An 18,617-nucleotide genomic window follows, 5' to 3' on the forward strand; every position below is an offset into this window, starting at 1 on the left:
TGGGGGCAGCAATACCTGCCCGCTCGTATGGTCACGGGTCAAAGACCCATGACACTACCTTAACCTGTTTGTGGCCGCTTCGCTGGCGCCGTTACCGGCTTGCCAGCAGCTCGGCATGCTGTTCGGTGGTGAGCCCAAAGTGACCGGGATAAGCCAACCAGACGGGCATTCCCTCTTTGGGCAGCCAGAGATGGCGGCCCAGCTCGGTCCAGTTGGAGGGGAAGTGAAAATCCGATCCCACCGAGATATAGAGGTCGTGATCCTTGGCCCACTGGCCCAGATTGGCCCGCTCCTGCGGGCTCTGCTGAGGCAATGAGACCTCCATGGCATCGCCACCGGCCGCTTTGAAGGCCACCAGCAGCCGCTTGATCCACTTGGCGGTGAGATCGTAACGGCTAGGGTGAGCCAGCACCGCCAGCCCGCCCGCGGCGTGAATGGCTGTGATTGCTTCGCTCATCTCGGGCCACTCGGCCGGGGCATACCCTTTATTGCCACGACTCAGGTACTTTTTGAATACCTTCTGCATGTTGTCGGCTACCCCGCGCGCCACCAGCACCCGGGCGAAGTGGGCACGGGTCACAGCCGCATCACCGGCCAATTCCTTGGCCTCTTCATAGGTGCCGGGGATCAGACACTTCTCCAGACGGCGCCCGATTTCCAGTGCGCGAGCCTCCCGGCGAGCCCGTTGCCCGGCCAAAAACGCCACCAGCTGCGGATTTTTTTCATCCACCCCCAGCGCCACGATATGAATTTCGTGATGCTCCCAGCCGGTGGAGATCTCGACCCCGCTCACCAGTCGCAGCGGCAACTGCTCGGTCTCGATGGTGCGGCGCACCTCATCAAGCCCGTCAAGGGTGTCGTGGTCAGTAACCGCTAACACCTCGACCTGCTTTTCAGCGGCGCGGCGCACCAGTTCGGCCGGGCTCAGCACCCCGTCGGAGGCAGTGGTATGGCAGTGAAGATCGAATCTCATCGGCTTGTTTCGCTCTTGTCTTGGGGCCCGCTTGAAAAAAAGAAGGCTAAAAAGCGACTTGACTTGGCCGCAGCTTTATCGTTTTCTGTAGGCACTTCATTGCAAACATCTTTTTACAGGACTTTATCATGCAAACGACTTCCATCCTGACCATCTGGTGGTGGCACACTCCCTGACATGCGGGCGTGTGGTCGTTGCTGTACCTGTAATCTGACAGCAAATTAAGAACCCAAAGAAAAAGCCCGCTGACCCCAGCGGGCTTTTTTATTATCCGGCAAATGGACCTGTGATGAAACCGAGAATTCAGACAAGCGCAATGACCTGGCGATGGCGGCCCTACTGAAACCGCCCGAACCGACCCAATTTCCAAGGCATTTTTACGGGATTAGACGCATGAACATCGGTAAACCGCATCACACGCAAGGGAACGCACTATGACAGCCACACATCGCCTTCCTCTGGGTGAATTCGATACCCTCAAGCTCAACGCCCCTTATGTGGCCGATCCGCTGGCGCTCTATACCCGCCTCTGTCAGGGTCGCCCCAACAACCTGCTGCTGGAATCGGTCGAGATCGACTCCAAGGCGGGTAAACAGAGCCTGTTGCTGGTCGATGCCTGCCTGCGCATCGAGTGCCGTGGCCGCACCGTGCGGGTGCGCAGCCTGAACGACAACGGCGCCCAGTTGCAAAGCCTGCTGGCCGAGCGGCTGCCTGCGGTGGTGACCCGCTCGCTGGTAGATGGCGAACTGCAGCTCGACTTCCCGGCCTCCGATCGGGAGCTGGACGAAGATTCCCGCCTCAAGGGGAGCAGCGTGCTGGACGTGCTGCGCACCCTGCAGCGGGAGCTCGATTGCCAGTTGGGTAAAGAAGCCCTGTTTATGGCGGGCAGCTTCGCCTACGACCTGATCGCCTCCTTTGAAGATCTGCCCGAGGTGCCACAGGGGAGCAACGACTGCCCCGACTACTGCTTCTATGTGGCCGAAACCCTGATCACCATCGACCATATCGAACGCACCACTCAACTGCTCGCCTGCATCTTTGGCGGCGACAGCGACGAGAGCCAGGTGGAAGACAGATACACCCGCCTGACCGAACGACTCACCGACTTCAAACAGATTTGCCAGCAACCCCTCTGCGCCGAGCTGACCACCCAGCCCCTGAGCGGCGGCATGAGCGTGGACAAGAGCGACAAGCAGTTCTGCGCCGAGGTAGAGAAGCTCAAGGGCTTTATCCGCCGTGGCGACATCTTCCAGGTGGTGCCGTCCCGCTGTTTCTCCCTGCCCTGCCCGAGCCCCCTGGCCGCCTATCGCCGCCTCAAGCAGACCAACCCCAGCCCCTACATGTTCTACGTGCAGGATGAGGGCTTCACCCTGTTTGGCGCCTCGCCGGAGAGCGCGGTGAAATTCTGCGCCGCCAGCCGCGATGTGGAGATGTACCCCATCGCCGGTACCCGCCGCCGCGGCTTCAACCCGGATGGCAGCATCAACCGCGATCTCGACGGCCGCATCGAGCTGGAACTGCGTCTGGACGAGAAAGAGGTGGCCGAGCACCTGATGCTGGTGGATCTGGGCCGCAACGACATCGCCCGCATCTCCGAGCCCGGTACCCGCTACGTCAAGGAGCTGCTGAAAGTGGATCGCTACAGCCACGTGATGCATCTGGTCTCCAAGGTGGTCGGCACCTTGCGTTCCGACCTTGACGCCCTGCACGCCTATCAGGCCTGCATGAATATGGGCACCCTCACCGGCGCCCCCAAGATCCGCGCCAGCGAGCTTATTCGCATGGTGGAAGGCAAGCGCCGCGGCAGCTACGGCGGCGCGGTCGGCTACATCAACGGCGCTGGCGAGATGGATACCTGCATCGTCATCCGCTCCGCCTTTGTCAAAGAGGGCGTGGCCCACGTGCAGGCCGGTGCCGGTGTGGTCTATGACTCCAAGCCGCAAGCCGAAGCGGACGAAACCCGCGCCAAGGCGGCCGCCGTGCTGGCCGCCATCGCTGCCAGCCATGGCACCTCCCTGCAAGCCCTGAGCGCCCAGCAGGAGCAACATAAGGACGTGAGCCATGACTAATATCTTCCTGCTCGACAACTTCGATTCATTTACCTACAACCTCGTCGATCAGTTCCGCTCCCTCGGCTATCCGGTGCGGATCTACCGCAACAGCCTGCCGGCGAGCCGCATCATGAGCGAGATCGCAGCCTGTGAAGGGGACGCCGTGCTGGTGCTCTCGCCGGGCCCGGGCGCCCCCCATGAAGCGGGTTGCCTCATCGACCTCATCAAGCTGGCTCGTGGTCAGGTGCCCATCCTCGGTATCTGCCTCGGCCATCAGGCCCTGTGCGAAGCCTACGGCGGCACCGTCGGGGCGGCAGGCGAAATTGTCCACGGCAAGCGGTCCCTGATTGAGCACAACGGCCACGGCGCCTTCGCCGGTCTGCCGAGCCCGCTGCCGGTGGCCCGCTACCACTCGCTGGTCGCTACCTATGTACCGGAAGAGCTGACGGTGATTGCCCACTATCAGGGCATGCCCATGGCCATCGAGCAGCAGGATGAGCGGGTGCTGGGCTTCCAGTTCCATCCCGAATCCATCATGACCTCGGAAGGGGCCCGTCTGCTGACCCAGGCGCTCGCCCATATCACCCGTCCAGAAAGCAGTGTGCGGTAAGGAGACCAACATGCATCAACATCTCAACACCCTCTATCAGGGTCAGTCTCTGAGCCGTGAAAGTACCCGTGACGCCTTCGGTCAGGTGGTACGTGGCGAAGTGGATCCCATCGTGCTCGCAAGCCTGCTGACTGCCCTCAAGATCAAGGGAGAGACCCCGGAGGAGATCGCCGGCGCCGCCGAGGCTCTCTTGGCAGAAGCGCGCGACTTCCCGCGTCCGGACTATGCCTTCTGCGACATCGTCGGCACCGGTGGCGATGGCCTCAACACCATCAACGTCTCCACCACTTCGGCGCTGGTCGCCGCCGCCTGCGGCCTGAAAGTGGCCAAGCACGGCAACCGCTCGGTCTCGAGCAAGTCGGGGTCGAGCGATCTGCTCGACAAAATGGGCATCAAGCTCGACATGAGCCCGGCGCAAGCGCGCCGCTGTCTGGACGAGCTCGGCATCTGCTTCCTGTTCGCCCCCCAGTACCACGCCGGGGTGCGCCACGCCATGCCGGTGCGTCAGGCCCTCAAGACCCGCACCCTGTTCAACGTGCTGGGGCCGCTTATCAACCCCGCTCGTCCCACCTATCAGCTGATGGGGGTCTATGCCCCCGAGCTGGTGCGCCCCATAGCCGAAACCCTGCTGGCACTGGGGCTGAAAACCGGTATGGTGGTGCACGGTGCCGGGCTGGATGAAATTGCCATCCACGGCCCGACCCAGGTGGCCCAGATCCGTGACGGCGAGATCCGCGAATTTCTGCTCACCCCGGCTGACTTTGGCCTCGAGACCTATCCGGTCAGCGCCATTCAGGGTGGTGAGCCTGAAGAGAACCGAGCCATCACCGCCGCCATTCTGGAAGGCCGTGGCACCCCGGCCCACAACGCCGCCATCGCCGCCAACGTGGCACCGCTGCTACTGATGGCGGGCAAGGCTAAGGATCTCAAGAGCGCGGCGGCCGAGGTGCTGGCGGTGCTGGCGAGCGGTAAAGCAGCGGAGCTCGCCGCCCGGCTGGCTACTTTGAGCCATCAGGACGCGGGTCATCAGGAGGCATGATGTCGGCCACCATGTCGCACAGCAGTCATTCAGAACGCCCACAGGGCAAGAGCCAGTTTCGCAAGGATAACGAGATGTCAGACCGTATCGCCCCCCATGCTTTTCTGAACATGTCCTCCATCAGCCAGACCATCCTCGGCAAAATCGTGGCGGCCAAGCAGGAGTGGGTTGCCGCCCGCAAGCTGGCCCAGCCGCTGGAGAGCTTCCAGAGCGCGCTGACCCCAAGTGATCGGGATTTCGTCGGAGCCCTCAAGGCGGGCTCCACCCGCTTTATTCTGGAGTGCAAGAAGGCCTCCCCCTCCAAGGGCTTGATCCGCGATGATTTCAGCCCGGAGGCCATCGCCGACATCTATGGCAAATACGCCACCGCCATCTCGGTGCTGACCGACGAGAAGTTCTTTCAGGGGGATTTCGCCTTTTTGCCGCGGGTGCGCAGCCGCGTCAGCCAGCCGGTGCTCTGCAAGGATTTCATGATTGACCCCTATCAGGTCTATCTGGCCCGCCACTATCAGGCGGACGCCATCCTCTTGATGCTCTCGGTGCTCACCGACGAGGGCTATCGCGCCCTGTTCGCGGTGGCCAAAGAGCTGGGCCTTGGCGTGCTCACCGAGGTGAGCAACGAGGAGGAGCTGACCCGCGCCATCGCGCTGGGGGCACCGGTCATCGGCATCAATAACCGGGATCTGCGCGACTTGAGCGTCGATCTGAACCGCACCAAACAGCTGGCTAAAGATATTCCGAGCGAGCGGGTAGTGATCAGCGAGTCCGGCATCAACCACCGCGCCCAGGTGGCGGATCTGCGCCACCACGCCAAGGGCTTTTTGGTGGGCTCGTCATTGATGGCCGAGCCGGATCTGGAAGCGGCTGTGCGCAAGCTGGTATTGGGCCAGAACAAGGTGTGCGGCCTGACCCGCGCCGAAGATGCCGCCGCTGCCCATCAGGCGGGCGCGGTGTTCGGGGGTCTTATCTTTGTGGCCAAAAGCCCGCGCTATGTGGATATCCCCGCCGCCCGCGCCGTGATGGCGGGCGCGCCGCTCGCCTATGTGGGGGTATTTCGCAATGCCCAGCCCGCCACCATCGCCAAGACGGTGGATGCGCTGGGGCTCTCTGCAGTGCAGCTGCATGGGGATGAGGATGCCGCCTATATCGATACCCTGCGCCCACTGCTGCCCGCTGGCTGCCAGATCTGGAAAGCAATCGGAGTCACAAGCGACGAGCCGCTGCCCGCCCTCGACTATCCGGCCGATCGCCTGCTGCTGGATACGAAAGTCGGCAGCCAGAGCGGCGGCACCGGTCAGGCGTTCGACTGGGCCATGCTGGCCACCCTCGATAAAGCCAAGCTGATGCTGGCGGGGGGCCTTAATCCCGACAACGCCCTGCAGGCGGCGCAAGTGGGCTGCCTCGGCCTTGATTTCAACTCCGGGGTGGAGAGTGCCCCGGGCCAGAAGGATGCGCACAAGATAGCAGCCGCCTTCGGCGCACTGCGCAACCTGTAACGCAACCCTTTTTGATGTTTCGATTTAGCTAATACAAGGAAGAAGCCATGACCCTGCTCAACCCGTTTTTCGGTGAATTTGGCGGTATGTATGTACCCCAAATCCTTATCCCGGCCCTGCTCCAGCTGGAGAAAGCCTTTGTCGATGCCAAGGATGATCCGGCCTTTATCGCCGAGTTTCAGTCCCTGCTGACCGAGTATGCCGGCCGCCCGACCCCGCTCACCCTGACTCGCAATCTGACCAAGGGCACCAAGACCCGACTCTATCTGAAGCGTGAAGATCTGCTGCACGGCGGCGCCCACAAGACCAACCAGGTGCTGGGTCAAGCCCTGCTCGCCAAGCGGATGGGCAAGAACGAGATCATCGCCGAAACCGGCGCCGGTCAGCATGGCGTTGCGACGGCACTGGCCTGCGCCCTGCTCGGCCTCAAGTGCCGGGTCTATATGGGTGCCAAGGATTGCGAGCGCCAGAAGCCCAACGTCTTTCGCATGAAGCTGATGGGCGCCACCGTTATTCCGGTGCACTCCGGCTCGTCCACCCTGAAAGATGCCTGCAACGAGGCGCTGCGCGACTGGGCTGCCAACTACGAGTCGGCCCACTACCTGCTCGGCACCGCCGCCGGCCCGCACCCCTTCCCCACTATCGTGCGGGAGTTCCAGAAGATGATCGGCGAAGAGGCCAAGGCCCAGTGCTTCGAGAAAGAAGAGCGACTGCCCGATGCGGTGATCGCCTGCGTCGGCGGTGGGTCGAACGCCATCGGCATGTTTGCCGACTTTATCGATGAGCCGTCAGTGCGCCTTATCGGGGTCGAGCCGGGTGGTCACGGCATCGAGAGCGGCGAGCACGGTGCGCCGCTCGGTCACGGTAGCAAGGGGGTCTTCTTTGGCATGCACTCCTACCTGATGCAGGACAATCAGGGGCAAATTCAGGAGTCCTACTCCGTCTCGGCGGGGCTGGACTTCCCCTCCGTCGGCCCGCAGCACGCCCATCTGGCCGCCATCGGCCGCGCCGAGTACCCCTCGGTGACCGACAAGGAGGCGCTGGATGCCTTCCAGGAGCTGGCCAAATCCGAAGGCATCATCCCGGCGCTGGAGTCCTCCCACGCGCTGGCCCACGCCCTCAAGATGGCCCGCAGTGAACCGGAAAAAGAGCAGGTGCTCATCGTCAACCTCTCCGGCCGTGGCGACAAAGATATCTTCACCGTCGCTGACATTTTTGAGAAAGAAGGAACCTTGTCATGAACCGTTACGCACAACTCTTCTCCCGTCTGGATGAAGCCAATCAGGGCGCCTTTGTGCCGTTCGTGATGCTGGGTGACCCCACCCCCGAATTGTCGCTAGCCATCGTCGATGCGCTGGTAGAAGGGGGCGCCGATGCCCTCGAGCTCGGCATTCCCTTCTCCGATCCGGTGGCGGATGGCCCCACCATTCAGGGCGCCGCCCTGCGCGCCTTTGCCAGCCACACCACTCCGGACGACTGTTTCGAGCTGCTCGGTCGCATCCGCGCCAAGTACCCGCAGCTGCCCATTGGCCTGCTGGTCTACGCCAATCTGGTCTATGTGCGCAAAATCGAAGGCTTCTACGAGAAGTGCCAGCAGGCGGGCGTGGACTCGGTGCTGGTTGCCGACGTGCCGGTGCAGATGTGCGCCCCCTACAAGGCGGCCGCCGACAAGTTCGGCATCGACAGCATCTTTATCGCCCCGCCCAATGGCGACGCAGAGACCCTGAAACAGGTGGCGGAGCTTGGCAATGGTTACACCTATCTGGTGAGCCGCGCTGGCGTCACCGGTGCCGAGACCAAGGCCGGCATGCCGGTGGAAGGGCTGATCAATACCCTGCGCGAGTTCAAGGCGCCCCCCGCCCTGCTCGGCTTTGGCATCAGCGAACCGGCTCAGGTGCGTGAAGCCATTGCCGCGGGCGCCGCCGGTGCCATCTCCGGCTCCGCCGTGGTGAAAATCATCGAGACCCACCACCAGAACCCGGAACATATGCTGACCCGCCTGAAAGAGTTTGTGGAAGGGATGAAGGCTGCGACCAACCGCTAAGGTCGGGTATGGGGTCAGCTGTCTGTGGCCCTGAGTTGCCAGTTCGCATAACCATGTAAAAGGGAGCCTGACCGGCTCCCTTTCTTTTTATCGCTTCGCCCCACTTGCGACTCTGGGGGTGTTGTGCCCTCTCCCTCCGGGAGAGGGTTGGGGTGAGGGGAATCTGCGGCAACCAAATTTGCTCGCATTGGATACCACTGATGACTAATTTATTGATCCAACACAGATTCCCGCCAAAACACGCTTCTCAACGCGCCCCCCTCCCCCTTAAGATACCCGAATGACAATCAACTTCTCGGAAGAACACCATGACAGCGATTGTTGCAATCTCGCAGGTTAACAGCAGCGAACTGGGAGCTGTCACTCAGGGGCGGTAGCGTGGTTTTTTTAGGTTGGTGCCGAACATAACGAAGCCCAACAGGCGAGCATTATTGCACCGACCAGATCGGGATAAATATGGATGTGGCAGATCCATAAAATAGATTTACAGATATATTTCGCGGTAAACGTTGGGCTTCACTTCGTTCAGCTCCAACCTACGACTTTTAGCCCAACATACGAGATGGGACGAGCTTTGGCATACGCTACTGAATTCGAAAATAACTGTCGAACTTTGGCTCATCTATTTGATATCGAAAAGTCGGATAGTGAGTTCTCTTATGAGATTTATAAGTTAGTCAACTCAGGCACTTTGCATGAAAAAATAAAGCTCCTTGTTGACGAGCATGGATTACCCGATTGGGTGGAAGAAAATATTCATGAAGCAAGAAAAGCTAGAAACTTTATTGCTCATGAAGCGGCGGAAGATCATAAGAGAATGATGTCGACACAACAATTAATGAAAAGTTTCGAAACGACTATCATGCTTATGACCTTAACCATCCCCTCATATGAGCGAGGCGTGGCGCGGCTTCTGAGGTATGATCGCCATCCTTGACCAGCTAATACCCAACAGACTATCCCCATGTTTAACCACGAACTAATCCTCAACCACATCGACGATATATTTGGACAGGACATGCATGCTAAGCGTGTTCTTTCCCTCGCCAATGCTACCCTCGGGGTTATCGAGTCAGGTTCACTGGCCATCCACGCCATCGGTAGTGGCCTCTCCTTGGCCAACGGTCTCGAACGTAAACATGCGGTTAAACAGGTGGATCGCCTGCTCACTAACACCAAGCTCAATGTCTGGAGCCTCTTTGACGATTGGGTGCCCTATGTGGTCGGTGAACGTACCGAGATCGTAGTCTCCATGGACTGGACCGAATTCGATGCCGATGATCACAGTACCTTGGTTATCAGCCTGCAAACCAACCACGGTCGCAGTACTCCGCTGCTGTGGAAAACCCATCGGAAATCGTTGCTCAAAGGGCAACGCAATGCCCATGAGAAAGAGCTGCTCACCAAGCTCAAGCAGACGTTGCCAGAGGGTATCTTCGTGACGGTAGTAGCTGACCGCGGCTTTGGTTACATGGAGCTGTTCGAACGCCTGGAGCAAGAGCTAGGCTTTGCTTATCTCATTAGATTTAAAGGAAATGTTTTGGTTGGTTACCCTGGTGTAGAGCAGGTTCCAGCTCGGGACTGGCTAACGCCGACCGGGCGCACCCGAACCCTCAAAGCGGTGGAGCTAACTGGGCAGCGACAGCCTGTCGAACGGGTCTATTGTTGTCATAAGAGTGGCATGAAAGACGCGTGGTTTCTGGCCAGTAACCGGACCGACCTGAGCGCCGCCAAGGCGTTGCAACTATACGGCCAGCGCTGGGGTATCGAGACCAGTTTTCGTGATATCAAAGATTACAAATTCGGCATGGGTATGGGAGATGTGCACATCAGTAATCCGGTCCGGCGCGACCGACTGTTTTTATTCAGTGCCCTGGCCATCGTCTTGCTGACGCTGCTGGGTAAGGCTGGAGACAGTGTCGGTCTAGAGAGAACGATCAAGGTCAATACCAGCAAGAGCCGAACCTATTCGTTCTTTCGGCAAGGGGTCATCTATTACCAGTTGTTACCTAAAATGAAAGAAGCCAATGCGGTCTTGTTGATGGATAAATTTATCTACTACCTGAAGCAACACCGCTTATATACCCGCACACTTGGAATTATTTGAGTCTCTAAAAATGAGGGGATCTCTGAGGCTTATGACAGGAGATATAGCTCATGGAAATCAGATTGTGCTTGATGTAACGAGAATGCTAAAGGAAGGAAAGCGTTGTCATGGGTCAGATGTTGTTGCATATTCATTTGCTGTCGCGAATTCAACTTCGAAGTGCAATTCCCGATTAAAAATCAGGCTGCTTTCAGAAGTTCGTCAAAAACCACCTGTGGCTGTTTGAATCCCAAGCATTTGCGCGGCCTGAAGTTCAGCCGCTTTTCGACGGCTGACAGTGCCTCTGCTGTCACCACACTCAAATCACTGCCTTTGGGCACATATTGCCGCAGCAGACCATTGCTATTCTCATTCTGTCCCCGTTCCCATGCACTGTATGGATGCGCAAAGTACACCTGCGCTTCCAGCTCTGCTGCAACACGTTCATGTTCGACAAACTCGCTACCATTGTCAGCTGTGATGGTATGGACATGTGCCTGGTAGGGTTTCAGCATGCTGATAATGGTGTCCGCCACCGCGCTGGCTGTTTTGCTGGGAACGTATTGAACCAGGTAGAGCCGGCTCTTACGCTCCAACAGACTCACTATTGCACCGCTGCCTTGCTTACCCAACACGGTATCGACTTCCCAATCTCCCACACGGCTCCGCTCATTGACTATCGCAGGGCGTTCATCAATCGATACCGGATTGGGAATGACACTGCGTTTGCTGTTCTTACCCTTGCGATAGCGTTTGTGACCCTGACGCAGATGCCGGTATAGCGTGCCACCGTTGGCCTTGTCGCGTGCCACATAGCGGTATATCCACTCGTGGCTAACCGGGCAGTTAATCATGTCTCCAACGCCACTGATTTGCTCGGGACTCCAGTCCGCGACCAGCGCCATGCAAACAAAGTCGATGGTATCAGACGGGACAGTACGCTTCTGACTCGTCAGCCGTCGTGCCGTGGCAAGTTGGTGAGCCTGCTGCGGCTGATAGGCCTGCCCAGCACAATTACGACGAAGCTCACGACTGATAGTCGATGGATGAACCCCGAGCTGTTTGGCAATGCGGGCCTGTGACAGGCCATGGTCACGGAGGCAGGCAATCTGGTATCGTAGCCCCTCGGTCAACTGCTGGTATTTCATGGTGTATCGCTTTGTTTCTTTGGCGAGAAGAAGCGTACCCTAACTGGTAGTTGACCGCCTCTCTCCTATGCACCATGGGCATTGCACTTATTATCTGAATTCACGCTTGCGAAATATTGTTTCCTGTTTAATCATCGTGTTGACCTCAATAGGAATGCAGGTTGAATTGGTCCATCCGGTAGTAGCAAGCCCTCTGATGTCATATCGGCTCTTGATGCTGTCTGATGGTTATGGCTAATTAAAAAATAGTTAACGTTAAATCAAACAGCTCAGGTCAATTTATGAGGAATTAAGGATGAACAAACTCAAGATAGCTTTCGCAGTACCCGCCATCATGTCTGGCCATGTCTTTGCAGCGGGTGCCAGCTTTGATGCCCGCAATGATGCTATGGGTGGTGTTGGTGTCGCCAGCAGCAACTACAGTGTTGCCGCCCCGGTGAACCCTGCATTGGTAGCCAAGTACAAGACCGAAGATGATTTCGCTGTAGTACTGCCCTCTATCGGTGCTCTAGTCGCTGACCAAGACAGCCTTGTCGATGTCTTTGACGATATAGATAACCACTACAAGCAGTACAACGATCTGGTGAACAGTGGCGGCAATGCGCAAGCAGCAGCTGGTCAGCTTTCCCAAGATTTCAAAAAGGCCCAGGGGAAAAATGCGGCAGGTAATGTAGGTGTAAACCTGCAAGTCGCGATGCCTAACGAACTTATGTCTGTATCAGTATTCGGTAATGCGTATGCGACAGGCATTATTGGGAGCAACGTAACTCAGTCTGACCTAGACTACCTTGACGGGGTTGCCTCTGGGACTCTGGCCGCAGATCCTGCGCATAAATTCAACTCGACTGCTGTTGGTGTAGTCGCTGTTGTTCAGGACTACGGGATTGCCCTAGCCCATAAATTCGAGCTGTCTGGCATGCCTCTGTATGTCGGTGTTACACCCAAGGTTCAGAAAATTGAGACCTTCAACTACAGTGCAAACATCTACGATTACAATATCGATGACGTGACCGATGATAAATATCGTAGCAGCGAATCTCACGTTAACGCTGATCTGGGTGCCGCACTGGATGTAGGTTCCTTTACCTACGGTGCCACAATTCGTAACATCATCAGCAAAGACGTGACTACCAAAGATGTTGCTGGTTCACAGTATATTTACCAGGTCGCACCGGTCGGAACGATCGGTGCCGCCTATTCAAATGATTGGGTTACTGTCGCGGCTGATGTAGATGTGAACAAAACCAAAACATTCAAGGGCGTGAAAGATTCCCAATACGCTAGCATTGGCACCGAGCTGGATATAGCCAAATGGCTTCAAGTTCGTGCGGGATATCGTGCAGATATCAGTGGTGAAATGCCAAATGTGTTCACCGCTGGTTTGGGTGTTTCGCCATGGGGTGTCTTCCATATCGACCTAGCAGGCCAGATAGGATCAGATAACGCAGTCGGTGCTATGCTGACCACTCGGCTGATGCTCTGATTAAGCTGTACAGGTGTAGTTATGTAGTGGCCAACTAAATCTAGACACTTGGTCAGGCAAAGTATCGGCTATTGCTGGCGGCATCCCGTCGTTGTGTTGATGTGGACGCCGCCAGTTGTAGTAATCCATTAGGTAGTAACTGTAGTGATGTGATGGACGCCCCCTCCCTGCGCGGTCAGTTTCATACTTAGGCTGACAGCGTTCAACTTGGGGGATCACCACATGAACACGATCAAAGTAGTTGGAATCGATATTGCTAAGTCTGTTTTTCAGGTGTGTGTATGGATGGCTGATGGTTCTGTTGCCTGGAATCGTAAAATATCTCGCCAGAAACTGCTCCACACGTTGCGCCAGTTTCCACCGCAAACACTGATTGCTATGGAAGCTTGCTCAACATCTCATTTCTGGGGACGAGCACTGATATCGATGGGCTATGACGTAAAGCTCATTCCCACACAGCATGTCAAAGCCTTTGCAAGACACCAGAAGAATGATGCCAACGATGCATTAGCTATTTGTGAAACAGCTTGCCGACCAGGGATCCACTTCGTCTCAGTTAAAACTACAGAACAACAAGATATCAAGGCGTTACGTAGTGCTCGCCAGCTCATAGTTGAGCAGCGAACCGCTCTGGCTAACCAACTACGGGCATTACTTGCCGAGTACGGAGTCATTATTCCAGCCGGGTTACAACGCCTGCAACGACAACTGCCAGAAGTGCTTGAAGACGGAGACAATACGATAACCTTCACGCTTCGCCGACTACTGAGCCTGTTACGAGAAGATATGCAGATGCTCACTGAACGGATTGATGTCTTGGATAAGGAACTAGCTGAACTGTCCAGCCAGCAGGTTGCCTATCACCACTTATTGACCATTCCTGGTGTCGGGCCACTGATTGCCGCTGCGGTGGTCAGTGAGGTTGATGCCACCCAGTTTTCCAGCGGCCGTGAGCTTTCTGCTTGGTGTGGCTTAGTCCCTCGACAGCACAGTTCAGGTGGAAAACAACGGCTTTCATCCATGACCAAGAACGGTAATCGTAACTTGAGGACCTTGATCATCCATGGCGCTCGAGCGGTGATGCGTTGTGTGCAAAAACGGGATGACAGTTTAGGGAGATGGGTTAAGGCAATTGAATTGCGGCGTGGCTTCTTGAAAGCCACTGTCGCCCTGGCAAATAAGTTAACTCGGATCATCTGGCGTGTACTAACTGACTCGGTTGATTTCAGTATGAACAGAGCTTTTGCAGGAAGTTAATTTGATATTTGCTTAGAAAATCTACGTTACTGAGTTTGCAGGCACTGATGAAGAAACGGGTACCGTCCTTGTAACAGCCTGAATTAGACCTGGGTATGCATATACCGGTGTAGTGATAAGGAAGCAAGGCTCGGATGACATCATGGCGAGGGAGTTAATCCCATCATAACGCCGGATATATGGTCGCAAACCGTATCAGTTCAGTTCTTGCACAACCCGGGGGCGTCCATATATGGTCTAATCATCCCGGACACCATTTTAGGTGGTACAGTCGCCACCATGACCTGAGGTGTTCAATGACAAGATTACGTCGCTCATTTACTGCCCAATTCAAACTCGAAGCCGCATCCCTGGTGCTCGACCAGGGATATTCTGTACCCGAAGCCAGCCGTTCACTGGATGTCAGTGAAACCGTACTGCGCTGTTGGGTTCAGCAACTGCAATCCGAACGCTGTGGTACAACCCCAATCGGCAAAGCACTGACTCCGGAGCAGCAAAAAATCCAGGAGCTGGAAGCCCGCATCAACCGGCTCGAACGTGAGAAGGACATTCTAAAAAATGTATGGTCTGCTCCTTATCTGCAAGCGTGAACTGATTTCCAGAAGTCGCTTGCGTCAATGTATCCGGCCTGTCTGTGAGCCGTTTTCCGGCTCTGGCCTTGATGGGATCCGCACGTCGTCGTCCTAATAAAGCTACCAGTCATGAGAGACTGCTTTTTTAGCCAGGCTGCAACGTCGTGGGGTGAACGCTTCAGTCATCTGTTTTTGGCTCGCAAAACCGGGTATGAGTTATATCTGTTAAACGGCTGCGCTTGCGTTGGGATAGGGTTGGTAATCCCTGCCGGATGTCAGTACTTTCCAGCAAATTCGCATTATCTTGTTGGCCAAGGCGATAAGGACCACATGATGGTGATGGCCGGCCTCCAGCCTGGCGACCCATTCGCCTAACGATGATTTGTCACGCTTCATGTGAATTTTTAGCGCTTTGGCGCCCTGAATAACCATTTGCCTTAAATAGCTATTGCCACGCTTACTGATCCCGCCGAGCGAAGATTTGCCGCCCGTTGAATATTGCCTGGGGACCAGCCCCAACCAGGCTGACAGGTCGCGGGCTTTCTTGAATTGTGAGCCATTGCCAATCGCGGCAATCACGCAGTTGAGATAATCGGTCCAATGCCGGGGATGGTACTGATTTTTTGGCACAAACCTGATGCGCTTGAGGCTTGTCCGAGCATGAGGCTCATGTCATCAATCTGAGTATCCAGCTGTTGCCACCGTTTTCTCAGGCGTAATACCAGGGCGCGGATAAAGTCAGGCAAGCCATTCTCGGCATCTTCAAGGATCGTCGGCAGAGAGCGCTCGAAGACTTTTCTGCCGACTGGCACAGTGAGCCCATATTCCAGCAGCAACGCTCGCATCTGATTGACAGTGGCGGTACGTTCGACGATGAAACGCTGACGGACGCGATGAGTCGCTTGCAATGCCAGTTGCTCATGAGATTTCAACGGGACACAGCGCATAGTACCTCTGCTACCAGCCTCGGCAATGGCGGTAGCATCGTTGAAGTCATTCTTGTTTGATTTGAGGTAGGGCTTCACAAATTGGGCAGGGATAATCTTGGGTTCGAACCCCGCCTGTTGAAACAGGCGCCCCCAGTATTGCGAACCAGGACATGCCTCGAAGGCGACCCGACAGGGTGGGGTCGTGCGAATGAACTGTTTCAGTTGTAAACGAATGAGCTTTTGCTTGGTCAATACATGCCCCATGCGATCCATCGCCACCAGGTGAAACCAATTTTTGCCTAAATCGATCCCGTAAATGTAAATCTGCGCTTGAGTCATGATGAGCCTCCTTGATGCTGGCTACAGCATAGCGGGGTGGGTGGAGCAGACCATCCCATTAGGCTACTGCTCTCTTGATGGCGGACGAGTTCACACGTACGCGCTGATAGACCGATTAAGGGAGCAAGCCCCCATCACTCTGGTCTGCTGCGCCTTCGATGTTCCAACATCCTGCTTTTACGACTATCTGGCTCGCAGACGGACGACTAACCGTGAACGTATGCAACAGCGCTGTGAGTTGCGCCGTTTGTTCAAAGAAAGCCGGAACTCAGCGGGCAGCCGCGCCTTGATGTCGATGATGCGAGAGTTGGGGTATCAGATTGGTCGATTCAAAGTACGTAACCTGATGAAGGAAGCCGCTCTGGTATCCAAACAGCCGGGCGTACACCGTTATAAGGTCGCTCGGTCTGAACGACCGGACATTCCCAATCTGCTGGCCCGCGAATTTGATGTCCAGCAACCCAATCAGGTGTGGTGTGGCGATATCACCTACGTCTGGGCAGGTGGTCGTTGGATTACCTGGCAACGGTTCTTGACCTGCACACCCGGCGGGTCGTGGGCTGGGCGATGTCTGATAAACCTGATGCAGAATTGGCAATCAAAGCACTGGAGATGGCCTATCAGCAGCGGGGTTGCCCATCCGGTGTGCTATTTCACTCCGACCAGGGCAGCCAATATGGTAGCCGGGCATTTCGACAACGACTGTGGCGCTATCGTATGACCCAAAGCATGAGTCGTCGTGGTAACTGCTGGGATACTCAGTTCATTATGCTCAAGAACATCAGCCCAATCTGACCCGTGCTGGGATTGGCGAACATAATGCCTTTGCGTTGACCTGTCGATTGGATGCTGATGTTCCCTGGCATTGCTGGGCCCAGCGTCTGTGACCTAATAGGAGCCTTGTGCTGCATCTTGAGTGTCCTGTCCTGCGTATGGGGTTGGTAGTGCATATTCCTTGGAGGAATGAGCCATGAACAATTCCAGAAACAAAGCTGAAGTTATCCTTGGTGTAGACACCCATATGGATACCCATGTCGGGGTTTTGCTTAATGCACAAGGGCACCAGTTGGGATGCTTGATGGTCACGACCAATACCAGCGGATATGAGAGACTCGTGACCTGGGCAAACTCTTTCGGGTGCTTGAAGAGAGCAGGCGTTGAAGGCACAGGCACGTATGGTGCTGGCTTGGCCAGTGTACTGCGCAAGCATGGTATCGAAGTGTTCGAAGTTAATCGCCCTGACCGCTCCAAACGCAGGCTTCAGGGGAAATCGGATCCTACTGATGCTGAAAGTGCAGCGAGATCCGTTCTTTCCGGTAGTGCTAACGCGATAGCAAAGACCCAGTCAGGCGCGGCAGAAATGATGCGAGTGGTATCAGTAGCCAGACGCAGCGCCGTCAAAGCCAAAACTCAGGCAATGAATCAACTCAGATCATTGCTTGTCAGTGCCCCCCAGGATGTTCGTGAACGACTCTGGAAAAGCAAGCCCGCTGACTGTGCAAAGGGATGCGCACGAGTGAGGTCATTGGGTACCACTGAACTCCTTCATACGTTAACGACTACCCTGTGTCTGCTGGCCAAGCGTTGGCTGCTATTGGCAGACGAAGTTGAAAAACTTGATGCCATGTTGGATGCCTTGACCCATCAACATGCTCGTCGTCTGCGCGAGCAATTTGGCGTCGGCCCTCAAACCGCAGCGGTGCTGCTTTCAACGGCTGGCGATAACCCGGAACGGTTAAGAAATGAAGCATCGCTTGCGGCACTTTGTGGGGTTAACCCTTTACCCGCCTCCTCTGGAAAGACCGTACGACATCGCTTAAACCGAGGTGGTAACCGTGCAGCAAATAATGCGTTATGGACGATTGCAATGGTCCGGATGCGGGGAGATCCACAAACCCAATCTTACGTCGCACGACGTAGCGCCCAAGGCTTATCTTCGAAAGAGATCCAGCGTTGTTTGAAACGCTATATCGTCAGGGAACTCTACCCTTTGATCTTGGCCGATTTAGCTGACTCAGCGCGAGCCTGTTGACATAGGAGCGTCAACGCCACGATGGAGCGACTGTTCAGGAGCCTGAAGTCAGAGTGGCTCCCGGCTATGGGATATATGAGTTTGCGAGAGGCAAAGCGGGATATCAGTTATTACCTGATGGATCACTACAACTGGCGACGTCCACATCAATACAATGACGGGATGCCACCAGCAAAAGCCGAAGAACGGCCTAACCAAGTGTCCGGATTTAGTTGACCACTACAATCCCATTGCTCGGCCCGGAAGCCAGGCCATCCAATCGGCAGCAATCCATAAAAAAAAACCACCGACCTGCAAAGGTCGGTGGTTTTTTTATCGGTGGTAGATAACGGGTAGCCGATACGAAGCGTTCGCTACCTCAACTTTCGCCCGGGAGCGAGCACTACTCTTCCTGCTCCTCCGGTTGTCTCTCCTCACCCCGTATCTGTAGCAGCTCCTCGACCCTGGCTTGCCACTTGTCGTGGGCCTGTTTGCGCTCCTGCTGCATAAATGCTTCTCGCATGGTGTCGATTTTCTGGTCAAGTGTTTCCATCAGAGTGTCTCCTTGTGTGACCGCGT

General features: G+C 56.1%; 14 protein-coding genes and 4 pseudogenes. 14 read left to right on the forward strand and 4 right to left on the reverse strand.

Annotated features, from left to right (window positions below):
* Positions 1-91: 91 nt before the first annotated feature.
* Positions 92-973, reverse strand: a complete 882-nt coding sequence (rnm, locus tag ACTG2U_RS06635) for an RNase RNM (protein ID WP_439974257.1) — start codon at positions 971-973, stop codon at positions 92-94.
* A gap of 434 nt (positions 974-1,407) precedes the next feature.
* On the opposite strand from rnm, the gene ACTG2U_RS06640 reads away from it, so the two are divergent.
* The 8 genes from ACTG2U_RS06640 to ACTG2U_RS06675 all read left to right on the forward strand — a co-directional run bounded on the left by ACTG2U_RS06640 (position 1,408) and on the right by ACTG2U_RS06675 (position 10,320).
* The gene (locus tag ACTG2U_RS06640) at positions 1,408-3,042 is read left to right on the forward strand and encodes an anthranilate synthase component 1 (protein ID WP_439974258.1); all 1,635 of its coding nucleotides are present in this window, start codon (positions 1,408-1,410) and stop codon (positions 3,040-3,042) included.
* Positions 3,035-3,634, forward strand: coding sequence for an aminodeoxychorismate/anthranilate synthase component II (locus ACTG2U_RS06645; protein WP_005359135.1), 600 nt, complete (start codon positions 3,035-3,037; stop codon positions 3,632-3,634). The genes ACTG2U_RS06640 and ACTG2U_RS06645 overlap by 8 nt, the downstream gene beginning before the upstream one ends.
* Before the next feature lie 10 nt (positions 3,635-3,644).
* Positions 3,645-4,673 (forward strand): anthranilate phosphoribosyltransferase, encoded by a 1,029-nt coding sequence (trpD, locus tag ACTG2U_RS06650; RefSeq protein ID WP_439974259.1) that lies wholly within the window; start codon positions 3,645-3,647, stop codon positions 4,671-4,673.
* Positions 4,673-6,169, forward strand: a complete 1,497-nt coding sequence (gene trpCF / locus ACTG2U_RS06655) for a bifunctional indole-3-glycerol-phosphate synthase TrpC/phosphoribosylanthranilate isomerase TrpF (protein ID WP_439974260.1) — start codon at positions 4,673-4,675, stop codon at positions 6,167-6,169. The genes trpD and trpCF overlap by 1 nt, the downstream gene beginning before the upstream one ends.
* 47 nt (positions 6,170-6,216) lie before the next feature.
* Complete coding sequence (gene trpB / locus ACTG2U_RS06660; protein WP_005338139.1) at positions 6,217-7,410, forward strand: tryptophan synthase subunit beta; 1,194 nt, start codon at positions 6,217-6,219, stop codon at positions 7,408-7,410.
* The gene (trpA, locus tag ACTG2U_RS06665) at positions 7,407-8,213 is read left to right on the forward strand and encodes a tryptophan synthase subunit alpha (protein ID WP_439974261.1); all 807 of its coding nucleotides are present in this window, start codon (positions 7,407-7,409) and stop codon (positions 8,211-8,213) included. Before trpB ends, trpA begins: the two co-directional genes overlap by 4 nt.
* A gap of 460 nt (positions 8,214-8,673) precedes the next feature.
* Positions 8,674-9,150 carry a hypothetical protein gene (locus ACTG2U_RS06670; RefSeq protein ID WP_439974262.1) on the forward strand — a complete coding sequence of 159 codons (477 nt, stop codon included), beginning with the start codon at positions 8,674-8,676 and terminating at the stop codon, positions 9,148-9,150.
* Positions 9,151-9,177: 27 nt separating this feature from the next.
* Complete coding sequence (locus ACTG2U_RS06675; RefSeq protein WP_041204923.1) at positions 9,178-10,320, forward strand: IS4-like element ISAs18 family transposase; 1,143 nt, start codon at positions 9,178-9,180, stop codon at positions 10,318-10,320.
* 179 nt (positions 10,321-10,499) lie between these two features.
* Here ACTG2U_RS06675 and ACTG2U_RS06680 read toward each other — a convergent pair whose 3' ends face one another.
* Complete coding sequence (locus ACTG2U_RS06680) at positions 10,500-11,447, reverse strand: IS30-like element ISAeca1 family transposase (RefSeq protein WP_012564931.1); 948 nt, start codon at positions 11,445-11,447, stop codon at positions 10,500-10,502.
* A gap of 295 nt (positions 11,448-11,742) precedes the next feature.
* Here ACTG2U_RS06680 and ACTG2U_RS06685 point away from each other — a divergent pair, with 295 nt between their 5' ends.
* The 3 genes and pseudogenes from ACTG2U_RS06685 to ACTG2U_RS06695 all read left to right on the forward strand — a co-directional run.
* A complete protein-coding gene (locus ACTG2U_RS06685; protein WP_157160903.1) occupies positions 11,743-12,930 on the forward strand; it encodes a conjugal transfer protein TraF in 1,188 nt (395 codons plus the stop codon).
* Positions 12,931-13,152: 222 nt separating this feature from the next.
* On the forward strand, positions 13,153-14,187 hold the full coding sequence (locus tag ACTG2U_RS06690; protein ID WP_201035198.1) for an IS110 family transposase: 1,035 nt from the start codon (positions 13,153-13,155) through the stop codon (positions 14,185-14,187).
* Positions 14,188-14,483: 296 nt separating this feature from the next.
* A pseudogene (locus tag ACTG2U_RS06695) lies at positions 14,484-14,744 on the forward strand (transposase); the annotation flags it as partial.
* Between the two features lie 240 nt (positions 14,745-14,984).
* Here ACTG2U_RS06695 and ACTG2U_RS06700 read toward each other — a convergent pair.
* Positions 14,985-16,027, reverse strand: a pseudogene (locus tag ACTG2U_RS06700) (IS110 family transposase).
* A gap of 61 nt (positions 16,028-16,088) precedes the next feature.
* Here ACTG2U_RS06700 and ACTG2U_RS06705 point away from each other — a divergent pair.
* The 3 genes and pseudogenes from ACTG2U_RS06705 to ACTG2U_RS06715 all read left to right on the forward strand — a co-directional run.
* Positions 16,089-16,783, forward strand: a pseudogene (locus tag ACTG2U_RS06705) (IS3-like element ISAve4 family transposase); the annotation flags it as partial.
* Between the two features lie 214 nt (positions 16,784-16,997).
* A complete protein-coding gene (locus ACTG2U_RS06710) occupies positions 16,998-18,059 on the forward strand; it encodes an IS110 family transposase (protein ID WP_439973911.1) in 1,062 nt (353 codons plus the stop codon).
* 12 nt (positions 18,060-18,071) lie between these two features.
* Positions 18,072-18,275: pseudogene (locus ACTG2U_RS06715) on the forward strand (integrase core domain-containing protein); the annotation flags it as partial.
* Between the two features lie 166 nt (positions 18,276-18,441).
* On the opposite strand, the gene ACTG2U_RS06720 reads toward ACTG2U_RS06715, so the two are convergent.
* Entirely contained in the window at positions 18,442-18,591 is a 150-nt protein-coding gene (locus ACTG2U_RS06720; RefSeq protein ID WP_005338159.1) for a hypothetical protein, read from the reverse strand.
* Between the last annotated feature and the right edge of the window lie 26 nt (positions 18,592-18,617).

Origin of the sequence: Aeromonas sp. 95A, assembly GCF_051919235.1 — a bacterium.
GTDB classification, from domain to species: Bacteria; Pseudomonadota; Gammaproteobacteria; order Enterobacterales; family Aeromonadaceae; genus Aeromonas; species Aeromonas veronii.